Here is a 9,232-nt window from a genome sequence, read left to right on the forward strand (position 1 = left end):
AGAGTTTAAAGCTAATTCAAAGTGTATTTTTCTATGGTATCCTGGCTGCCTATAAATTTATAAGACAGCTGTTTACATTCAACGTAGGGGATGATTTACATTTGCTAGCTTGAATGTTTATCACTTGATAGTAGAAATGTGAACGCCCCTATTCAAGTTAGCGAAATGTTAACAGCTCTGGTTGTTTTTATCATTTTAAGAGAGAATTTTTTACTATGAAGAAGTTGTTGTGGGTTAGCTTATTAAGCCTCGGGCTTTCTGGTTGTATGGATACCTGCGATGAGTCTTGTTATGTTACTGATGATAATGGTTATGTCCATAAGACAACCCATTATTTGAATGATAAACGTGGTCAAGATTACTTCCCTTTAAAAGCGCCCGCAACAGGAAAAAACAATTTATTTTTGATCCAAAAGCGTTTGCGTGGGCTGCTTATGATCCAGATGGTAATCGTGTGATGACTGGTGGTGCTTCAGGTGGAAAAGATTTTTGTGAAGATGTTGGTCAGCCTTGCCGCACCGTGACGGGGACTTTCCATGTCTACAGCAAACGAGGAATTGATTGCCGTTCCGGTGAGTATCCAGTAGAAACAACAGGTGGCGCAAAAATGCCTTATTGCATGTACTTCAACCGCGGTTTTACTATTCATGCTGCCTATGAGGTTCCTTATGCGAACTCAAGCCATGGCTGTATCCGTGTATTTCCCAGTGCAGCAAAATGGCTAAATGAGCAATTCGTTACTGTGGGAACCCAGGTAACAGTGCTTTCGTACAACGACGAGAATGGCTCCAATCACTAGGAATTGTTTATATTTCGCACTTTATGGCTTTATGTTCTGCGCTTCGCTGCTCGACCATCAAGCCGTAGTCGCTCAATCTAGTGAAATGTAAAACAACCTCTTAGGCTTGCATTTTAAATCTTAAGTCAATGACATCGGCATTGATGCGGATTTTACCTGTTGTAAAGGGTTGCGATTGATTATTAATCGTTATGCGATTACCAATAGTCGTATTGGAAAACACATGGCCATAAAGAAGCTCCAAACTCGCTTCCTTATTAAAATGGTAATCGGTTGCCAAGCCAATAAAATATTGAACATCGGAAGGAAAATTGATGGTTCGGAGTTGATCGCGCTCCGGACCATCATCGATGAGTCCAATTAGTGTAAACCCCAAATTTTCTTTGTACTGATGGTGTATTGCTGCTGAGTAAGCCCACGACTCCTTATATTTCATAGTAAAGGTGAAGTCCTTATTAACTGGAGGGCGAGCGGCTGTATTGCGAATGCGAGCATATTGATTAGCGTTCCACTCACTGCGAAAAGCTTGCAAACTGGTAAGCCATGTTTGGCTAAAAAGATGTACGTAGTTAAGTATGGTAGTTGCTGGCATACGAAAATTAAAACGAATCGCGTTATTGACATCGCCGTCAAATAAACTTTCCCCACGTGTTTTTTGTTTAATAGAAGAATAATAAGCAATACCAAAAAAGTTGGTCTGATTGGCTATGTAATAAAGACCAGTATCATAGCCCACACCAAAACCGGAAGTACGATTGATTAAGGTTGCGTAATCAGTTTGGTTGATGGGTAAGGCCCAGTTTGTTTCATTATTCTTTAGAAAATTAAAATTTAGGCCGCCCCCAAAATAAAGTTGCGGATAAACATTCAAAGAAAAACGTGGACTGACATCAACATCTGTCATCAGTGTTTCAGTTGCGGCGTAGCGAGTAAATGCTTTTCCCCCATAGACCAGGTTAGAATGAAAAGGTTCTGTAACATCAACGGCAAGGACTATTTTCTTGTTTGCGCGAGTTGCAATACGGCCAAAAGGAAGCAAGCTTACACGTCGTGAGTGGACGGTACCGCTATCATATTGAAAAGTGTTGAGATTTAATACACTGCCTTGAAAACCAATATCAGCATAAAAACTGGTACCACCAATAATGAATTCATTTTTTTGACTTTAAATAATTCTGCCGGATTGTGATAGCTTAGCCCAGCAAAATATTGCAGCACATTTGCCGATGCATTAATGCTGGTAAAACACAGTAAGATCGCGAACTTGTAGCGCATGATTATCCTAATCAAAAGAAGTACAGGTATGAAATATACCTGTACTGCAATCACATTAATTAGATTTCGTCGTCGTAGTCGCTGGTGATGTTGTGGTATTTGTTGTGGGAGTAGTTTGTGCACTACCCTGAGCAGAGGATTGGCGAGGTGTTGCAATCATTTGCATAATACCAAGATCACCTGAAATTTTGCGTCCGATAACTAAATTAATTGTAAGTGGTTGAGTTAATTTTCTTTATCATTTTGATAAACCACTTGCAAAGGCAGGATCACTTTCCATTGGTTTTCTTTAAGCTCAGTAATAGTCGGTGTACCATTGACCATAGAGCTTACCATAAGTTGCTGTGATTTAATGGCGTTGAGATTGCCTGATTTTTGTAAGGCATCGTTAAATCCTTGCCATCCTTGATCGGTATAACAGGATTTTAGAGCTAATAATTGTTTATCAAGCGTGTTGTAATCGAAATCAAATGATTGCGCTGCAGCTTTCTCTGCCCACTGTAATACCAGCGATTGTTCAATATGTGCTGTTTCCGCAGGGATACGATAGTTACAGTTAATGGGTTGTGGCGGAGTAATAGGAGTTACTTGCATAGGGCTTTTTCTGATGCAGTTGTAGTAGTATCCGCAGGTATTACTGCTCCTTGCGATACAGGTGCTGGTGTAGGTGTCGGCGTGTCCTGTGGTGTAGGTGTCGGCGTACCCTGTGGTGTAGGCGTTGGTGTACTTTGAATTGTTTGGGTTGGTGCGGTTTGAGAAGGAGCTGGTTGCACTACTGTAGGCGATGGGCTTGTTGCCGGTGTTGCGGGTGCTGGCTTGGTCTGCATGGTATTGCCAGAGTTATTGTTCCCGGGTTGATCACTATTTTCAGCATAGATTGTCGTACATAAAATAGTCATCAATCCTGCGCATAGCATGGATCTTTTCATTAATAACACTCCTTTAATAATAGTCCAACAACTCTGCCACCAGGCTGGCAGCCAGTCGTGCGGTTTTTTGCTCTTGATCCAGTGGGGGAGAGAGCTCAGCTACATCGAGACTTATCACTTTGCCAGTTTGTAAGATGTATTTCAACAGGGCTAATGTTTGCCATGGTGTTAAACCAAGTGCTTGAGGTGCACTGACCCCCGGGGCATAGCATTCAGCAAATACATCCAGACAAATGGTCAAATAAATATATTCATGCCGCAAAAGAAACGTGTCTAGGAAAGCGAGTTGCCAGGCAATATCCTCATTATGGATTTGCTCTGCACTAAGATAAGACACTTTTAATTCATCAGCAGCAGCAAACAAACTAGATGTATTAGCAATATATTGAATTCCTAAACAACAGTAGTCAAAAAGTAGCCGATTTTGTTGACAATATTGGCTGATTTGGCGAAAAGGGGTTCCTGATGTGGCATAATGCCCATCTTTTAAAGGGCGTAAATCAAAATGGGCATCAAAATTGATAATCCCTATTTTGGGATAATGAGCAGCCAAGCCAGAAAAATGCGGCCATGCAATTTCATGTCCACCACCGAAAGCCAACGTTTTATAACCCTGTTGATGACAAGCTGTAATCAAGGTTGCGAATTGTTGTTGAGCGGATTCCAATTGCTCTTGCTCACAAACGATATTACCTATATCGATAAACTGCTTATCAAAATTGCAGGAAAGTTTCGCCAATTGTTCACGCAATTTGAATGGACCTAATTTGGCTCCGGTACGACCTTCGTTACGTCTGATCCCTTCGTCACTACAAAATCCTAGGATAATCAGATTTTGCTGTTTATCTTGTAGAGATTGAGATCGCAAGTCGACACAATGAATACGTTGAAAGAAACGTTCTCCAGGCAAGCTATCTTTACGCCCCTGCCAAATAGATTGTTCAGTTGGCTCGTAATTTTGTAGATCTGCAAACATAGTAAATTTCAAAGAAGAAATTTGATATAAGGATAATATATCTTTCTATGCATGATAATGTCACTGTAATTATTTCTTTATTCTAAAATCGGTGCCAATCCCAAACAGGTCTGCTATTATCGGCCTAATTTTAAGACTAGAGTAGTGTGGCATTCTCTCTGAAGTTCACGAAGTAGTGATTTTTCAGTTCTAGGGATCTTCTTTATGGAGGCACATAGAATCGATGTTTGTTGGATTAGAAGCAAATAGCCAAAGATTAAGCTAGCTGGAGAAATATCATGTTTGTAATTACTGGCGGGGGAAGTGGAATTGGACAGGCTCTAGCCCATGCTTTGGCGGTTCGACAAAAGCAGGTTCTCATTGTAGGACGGCGCGAGCAGGCTTTAGTAGAAACGGCAGCGTTTTCTCCTCAAATTAGTTACCTCGTTGCTGATGTCTCAACGGATAAAGGACGCCAAGAAATTGTTGCTCATATAGAACAAGTCCAAGTTACTGCACTAGAAGGGTTGATCCACAACGCGGGTATTATTGAGCCGATTATGCCTGTTACTACTATAGATGAAGCTTCCTGGCAGCAAGTTCTTGCTACTAATCTCAATGCCCCTCTATTTTTAACGCAAAAATTACTTGCCAAATTAGAACAAGGCCGTGTATTGCATATCGGTTCTGGTGCAGCTTATTTTCCAGTTACAGGCTGGGCTGCTTACTGTGTTTCTAAGGCTGCTCTAGCTATGTTGACCCGTTGTTTGCAATTAGAAAATCCAAATCTGTCTTTTGCCAGTGTGATGCCTGGGATCATTGATACTGACATGCAGGCAGCTATTCGAGATGCTCAGTTTATGGATGAGGAAAAACGAGATTTTTTCAGAGTCCTCAAGCAAGAAAAACGTCTCTTATCAACTACCACCGTAGCGGATTTTTAACATGGTTATTAATCGATGTGGATAAAGCACACTATGTGGCCCAAGAATGGGATATCTATGACAACAGTCATCACTTACAATGGCTCAAGGCATCGCAGCAAGTGCCTAGTTGGGAGTAAACATGCAGGCATGTGACCGCTTATTGTTGAATGCAACAATAATTAATGCACAAGGTAAGCAACTAAAAGAACAAGCGATTGCTATTAGCGAAGGAATGATAGTTTGGTGTGGTGCCATGAGTGATTTACCAGTCACTTACTTGCAGCAAGCCGCTGTTACTGAGGACTGCTATCATTTATTAATTACGCCGGGCTTGATTGATTGCCATACTCATTTGGTCTATGCCGGTAATCGTGCTGACGAATTTAAGCAACGGCTTGAAGGAAAACTTATGCTGAAATTGCTCGCGCTGGCGGTGGAATTTTATCGACTGTCAGACAAACGCGTACCGCCTCTGAAGAAGAACTGTTTCAACAATCATTACCCAGAATTTTGGCGTTACGGGCGGAAGGTGTAACTACTCTTGAGATTAAATCAGGTTATGGTCTTGATTGGGATAATGAGCTCAAAATCTTGCGTGTGGCCAGGCGTTTGGGGGAAGCAGTTGGTCTGCGGGTAAGGACTACTTTTCTAGGGGCGCATGCGGTGCCGCCAGAATATAAAAATAATGCTCAGGCTTATGTCGATTTTCTTTGCCAAGATATGTTACCTGCTGTAGCTGAAATGGGATTGGCTGATGCTGTAGATGTATTTTGCGAATCAATTGGTTTCACATTGGTACAAACCGAACAATTATTTATTAAAGCAAAAGCCTTAGGTTTACCTATTAAGTGCCATGCAGAACAGTTGTCCAATCTTGGAGCAACAAAATTGGCTGCCAGTTTAGGGGCTCTGTCTTGTGATCATTTAGAGCACCTAGATCGTGAAGGGGCTGCAGCAATGGCTAACAACGGAACAGTTGCCGTTCTATTACCGGGAGCTTATTATTTTTTACGCGAGACAGTAAAACCGCCTGTCGCTTTGCTGCGTGAAATGGGGGTGGGTATAGCAATTGCCACCGATGCTAATCCAGGCTCATCTCCTACGACATCGTTGTTGTTAATGCTGAATATGGCTTGTCAGTTTTTTGCCCTAACAGTACCGGAGGTTTTAATGGCGGTCACTTACCAAGCTGCAAGAGCACTTTCTCTGGAGCGTGAAATAGGCACTCTTGCAGCAGGAATGACTGCGGATTTAGTACGTTGGTCAGTAAAGGATAGTGCCTCACTTTGTTACCACTTTGGTTATCCTATACAACACAGTACAATGGTAGCGGGAAATTGGTTAAGGGAATTTGAGGGGGTACAACTATGAAGAAATTGATTATAAGTCTATTGGGGCTGGGTTTTTTCTTATTACATAGTTTGGCTTGGTCTGCACCACCAAATACAGTAATTATTAAAAGAGAAACTGCCGATTTTGATCTTAGTATTAAATACCCGGAAGGATTTCCAGATGCAGAAGTGGGTGAAAGGATAAAAGCATTTATAGCCGAAAGCCAAAAGAGTGCAGCTGCTCTTGAGGCACCTAGTGTGAAAAAACGGGTGATACCGTTGGGAAAAGTAGTTTATATATTGATTATAAAATAGAGTTTCAAAATAAAAATGCATTAAGTATCTTGTTCAACGTATCGGCTTATAGTCAAGGTGCTGCACATCCCAGTAATTCTGTAAAAACATTCAATTTTATCCAAGGCCAATCAGTGACTTTAGATCATTTGTTTGTACCAAATAGCAATTACTTAAACCAAATAGCCACTATATGCCGTAAAGCGTTGGGGAAGAAAAAATGACCGATCGGGATTGGTTAATAAAGGGAACAACAGCAATTCAAGAAAATTATAGAAATTGGCATTTTACGCAAGATGGTTTAGCTATTGTGTTCGATACTTATCAAGTCGCGCCTTATTTTTACGGTCCACAAACAGTAAAAATTTCTAAATCTGAACTCAAAAACTGGTTACGTCCTGATGTAACCAAGGCTGTATGGGGTAATCAATGAGTACATTTGTTCCGTTTATTAAAGCGGATGAAAAAATTGCTGAATTAACGATTCGCAGCATTATTTTAGCAATTATTTTAACAGTCATTTTGGCATTATCGAATGCTTATCTGGCATTAAAATTGGGTATTTTAACCTCGGCTTCAATTCCTGCCGCCATTATTTCCATGGGTATTTTACGTTTATTTAAAAACTCTACCATTTTGGAGAATAACGCAGTCCAAACAGCCGCCTCTGCGGGTGAAGCGGTTGCTGGAGGTATTGTGTATACCATTCCTGCATTGATTATTATTCAATACTGGAATGGTTTTGATTACCTCACCAATTTTTTATTGCTGCCTGTGGTGGTATTTTGGGTGTTTTGTTTTCAATTCCTCTTCGCCGAGTATTAGTGAATGAACCCGCGTTAAGATTTCCAGAGGGGCGTGCGATTGCTGAAGTGTTAAAGTCGTCCGCAGAAAAAGCAGGTATTCGCGATATTTTTCTCGGTGGAGCTGTAGGTGGTCTTCTTGAGCTATTCCAGACAGGTTTTAAAATTATTGCCAATAATTGGAGTTTTTGGTTTTCAATTAAGCGCTCACTGTTTGGTTTTGGTGTGGGATTTTCTGCAACAATGATAGGGGCAGGATATTTAGTCGGACATGAGATGGCTTTGAGTATTTTTCTGGGCGCCATTATTTCCTGGTTAATAGCTATGCCAATTGTCAGTCAATTTTATCCAGAGTTTCTTACTCATTATCCTGCATCCAAAGCGGCTACCTTTCTTTGGAATAGCGAAATGCGTTATTTAGGTATAGGTGCGATGCTGTTTGCCGGTACTTGGACCTTCCTGAAATTGATAAAACCTTTGCTTAAAAGTATGCGGATTTCTTTTCGTGCTTTTGTAGCTAAAAGTCATCAAGAAGAACAATTGCCGCGCACAGATAAAGACATTCCTATGCCTTTTATTTTAATTGGTGTAATGTTTATGTCTGCTATTTTGTTTTTGTTTTTTCAATTTATTTTTCCTTTGGAGGAAATCGGCTTAGACGGTGATTTTGCTCCCACGTTAGTGTTTGGCGCAGTACTCTATGTTTTGATCATTGGTTTTTATTCTCTGTTATTACAGGCTATTTTTCAGGCATGGTGGGGGTAACGGCGAGTCCTGGTAGTGCAATCGTGATTGCCGGGATGCTATTTGCAGCCTGGATATTGCTGACGATGATTAACAACCTTTTACCGTTACCTTTTAGCGCCAACCAGATTAAGGCAGCAGAAGCGATCACAATCATTATTGGTTCGGTGGTAACAGGTATTGCTGCCATCGCCAACGATAATACGCAAGATTTGAAAGTGGGACAATTGGTTGGCGCGACTCCGTGGAAGCAACAAGTTATGCTTTTACTGGGGGTAATCATTTCTTCTTTGGTGATTCCTCCGGTCATGCAATTGCTGTTTGATGTCTATGGTATTGCAGGGGTTATGCCTCATGAGGGCATGGATCCTGGCCAGTCACTGCCAGCACCTACAGCAGCATTAATGGCGGCCATCACTGAAGCGGTATTTAGTAATACGTTGCCTTGGACCATGATGTTTATTGGAGCAGCAGTTATTCTTGCGCTTATTTTTTCATCTATTTATTTAAACTAGAGCGTTATATCAGACTTTCCATATTAGGAGTTGCTATAGGAATGTATTTACCTATTGCCTCTTCTTTTCCTTTATTTCTCGGAGGAATGATTGCGATGGTCACGCAGTGGCGTCTCAGTAAAAGAAACTTCCCGGTGAAGAAAGACAGCTGCGGCGGCAACGAGGTGTGTTGATTGCTTGTGGATTAGTAGCTGGTTCAGCGTTAGTCGATGTTCTATTAGCTATTCCATTCTCTATTCTCCATACTCCTAATGCCTTAACCGTGGTAGGGAAAAATTGGCAGAATTATGGAATTATGTTAGGTATTTTGTCGACCTTGATGCTGGCATGGTGGATAGAGCGTCGTGTTTGCGGAAAAAATAAAATATAGCCCTAACTGGGGCTGTAATTTTTATTAAAATAATACCTGGGATAAATCTTTGAGAGGAACTAAAAGAAGCTGAGTATTAAATAATAAATAATGCCAGTAATAAAGAAAATAATGATAAATGTTTTAAAAATGCAGGAAGATCGAAGCTAGGATCCGGCTTAAGATGATAACTATATGCTCCAATTAGGGCACAAGCAGAACCAAGAAAAAAGCCGCCGATCACATCAGTTAGCCAATGAACTTTTAGTATTATACGTGCTATAGATTCAGCTAAAATCAAACAAAAAATCG

At 40.9% G+C, this 9,232-nt stretch carries 10 protein-coding genes and 3 pseudogenes; 8 read left to right on the forward strand and 5 right to left on the reverse strand.

All coding sequences use genetic code 11. From position 1 onward, the window contains the following. Positions 1–215 precede the first annotated feature (215 nt). Positions 216–799, forward strand: a pseudogene (locus BN58_RS23275) (L,D-transpeptidase). Between the two features lie 100 nt (positions 800–899). Here BN58_RS23275 and BN58_RS23280 read toward each other — a convergent pair. The 4 genes from BN58_RS23280 to hutG form a co-directional block, all read right to left on the reverse strand. Continuing rightward, positions 900–1,838, reverse strand: coding sequence for an OmpP1/FadL family transporter (locus BN58_RS23280; RefSeq protein WP_019216364.1), 939 nt, complete (start codon positions 1,836–1,838; stop codon positions 900–902). Between the two features lie 461 nt (positions 1,839–2,299). Beyond that, positions 2,300–2,668: a DotI/IcmL family type IV secretion protein gene (locus tag BN58_RS23285; RefSeq protein ID WP_019216366.1), complete on the reverse strand. Its 369-nt coding sequence runs from the start codon at positions 2,666–2,668 to the stop codon at positions 2,300–2,302. Further along, positions 2,659–3,003 carry a hypothetical protein gene (locus BN58_RS07890; RefSeq protein WP_019216367.1) on the reverse strand — a complete coding sequence of 115 codons (345 nt, stop codon included), beginning with the start codon at positions 3,001–3,003 and terminating at the stop codon, positions 2,659–2,661. Before BN58_RS07890 ends, BN58_RS23285 begins: the two co-directional genes overlap by 10 nt. A 13-nt stretch (positions 3,004–3,016) precedes the next feature. Continuing rightward, positions 3,017–3,979: a formimidoylglutamase gene (gene hutG, locus BN58_RS07895; protein WP_019216368.1), complete on the reverse strand. Its 963-nt coding sequence runs from the start codon at positions 3,977–3,979 to the stop codon at positions 3,017–3,019. Positions 3,980–4,257: 278 nt separating this feature from the next. On the opposite strand from hutG, the gene BN58_RS23290 reads away from it, so the two are divergent. The 7 genes and pseudogenes from BN58_RS23290 (at position 4,258) to BN58_RS33375 (ending at position 8,941) form a co-directional block, all read left to right on the forward strand. Continuing rightward, positions 4,258–4,902: an SDR family NAD(P)-dependent oxidoreductase gene (locus tag BN58_RS23290; RefSeq protein ID WP_019216369.1), complete on the forward strand. Its 645-nt coding sequence runs from the start codon at positions 4,258–4,260 to the stop codon at positions 4,900–4,902. A 121-nt stretch (positions 4,903–5,023) separates the two neighbouring features. Next, positions 5,024–6,255: pseudogene (gene hutI / locus BN58_RS23295) on the forward strand (imidazolonepropionase). Next, positions 6,252–6,530 (forward strand): hypothetical protein, encoded by a 279-nt coding sequence (locus BN58_RS28270; RefSeq protein ID WP_019216370.1) that lies wholly within the window; start codon positions 6,252–6,254, stop codon positions 6,528–6,530. Before hutI ends, BN58_RS28270 begins: the two are co-directional and overlap by 4 nt. A 29-nt stretch (positions 6,531–6,559) precedes the next feature. Beyond that, a complete protein-coding gene (locus BN58_RS30690) occupies positions 6,560–6,733 on the forward strand; it encodes a hypothetical protein (protein ID WP_156812420.1) in 174 nt (57 codons plus the stop codon). Beyond that, complete coding sequence (locus BN58_RS28275) at positions 6,730–6,942, forward strand: RsiV family protein (protein ID WP_019216371.1); 213 nt, start codon at positions 6,730–6,732, stop codon at positions 6,940–6,942. Before BN58_RS30690 ends, BN58_RS28275 begins: the two co-directional genes overlap by 4 nt. After that, positions 6,939–8,571 (forward strand): annotated as a pseudogene (locus BN58_RS23305) (OPT family oligopeptide transporter). The gene BN58_RS28275 and the pseudogene BN58_RS23305 overlap by 4 nt, the downstream one beginning before the upstream one ends. A 166-nt stretch (positions 8,572–8,737) precedes the next feature. Further along, positions 8,738–8,941, forward strand: a complete 204-nt coding sequence (locus tag BN58_RS33375; RefSeq protein ID WP_232220436.1) for a hypothetical protein — start codon at positions 8,738–8,740, stop codon at positions 8,939–8,941. A gap of 76 nt (positions 8,942–9,017) precedes the next feature. Here BN58_RS33375 and BN58_RS23310 read toward each other — a convergent pair. Then, a partial coding sequence (locus tag BN58_RS23310) for a phosphatase PAP2 family protein (RefSeq protein WP_156812421.1) occupies positions 9,018–9,232 on the reverse strand: 215 nt, incomplete at its 5' end.

The organism is Legionella tunisiensis (assembly GCF_000308315.1).
GTDB classification, from domain to species: domain Bacteria; phylum Pseudomonadota; class Gammaproteobacteria; order Legionellales; family Legionellaceae; genus Tatlockia; species Tatlockia tunisiensis.

Coding starts and splice junctions, on each gene's coding strand:
- hutG (WP_019216368.1), bottom strand. CDS start 3,979: ATGTTTGCAGATCTACAAAATTACGAGCCAACTGAACAATCTATTTGG.
- BN58_RS28275 (WP_019216371.1), top strand. CDS start 6,730: ATGACCGATCGGGATTGGTTAATAAAGGGAACAACAGCAATTCAAGAA.
- BN58_RS23290 (WP_019216369.1), top strand. CDS start 4,258: ATGTTTGTAATTACTGGCGGGGGAAGTGGAATTGGACAGGCTCTAGCC.
- BN58_RS07890 (WP_019216367.1), bottom strand. CDS start 3,003: ATGAAAAGATCCATGCTATGCGCAGGATTGATGACTATTTTATGTACG.
- BN58_RS28270 (WP_019216370.1), top strand. CDS start 6,252: ATGAAGAAATTGATTATAAGTCTATTGGGGCTGGGTTTTTTCTTATTA.
- BN58_RS23285 (WP_019216366.1), bottom strand. CDS start 2,668: ATGCAAGTAACTCCTATTACTCCGCCACAACCCATTAACTGTAACTAT.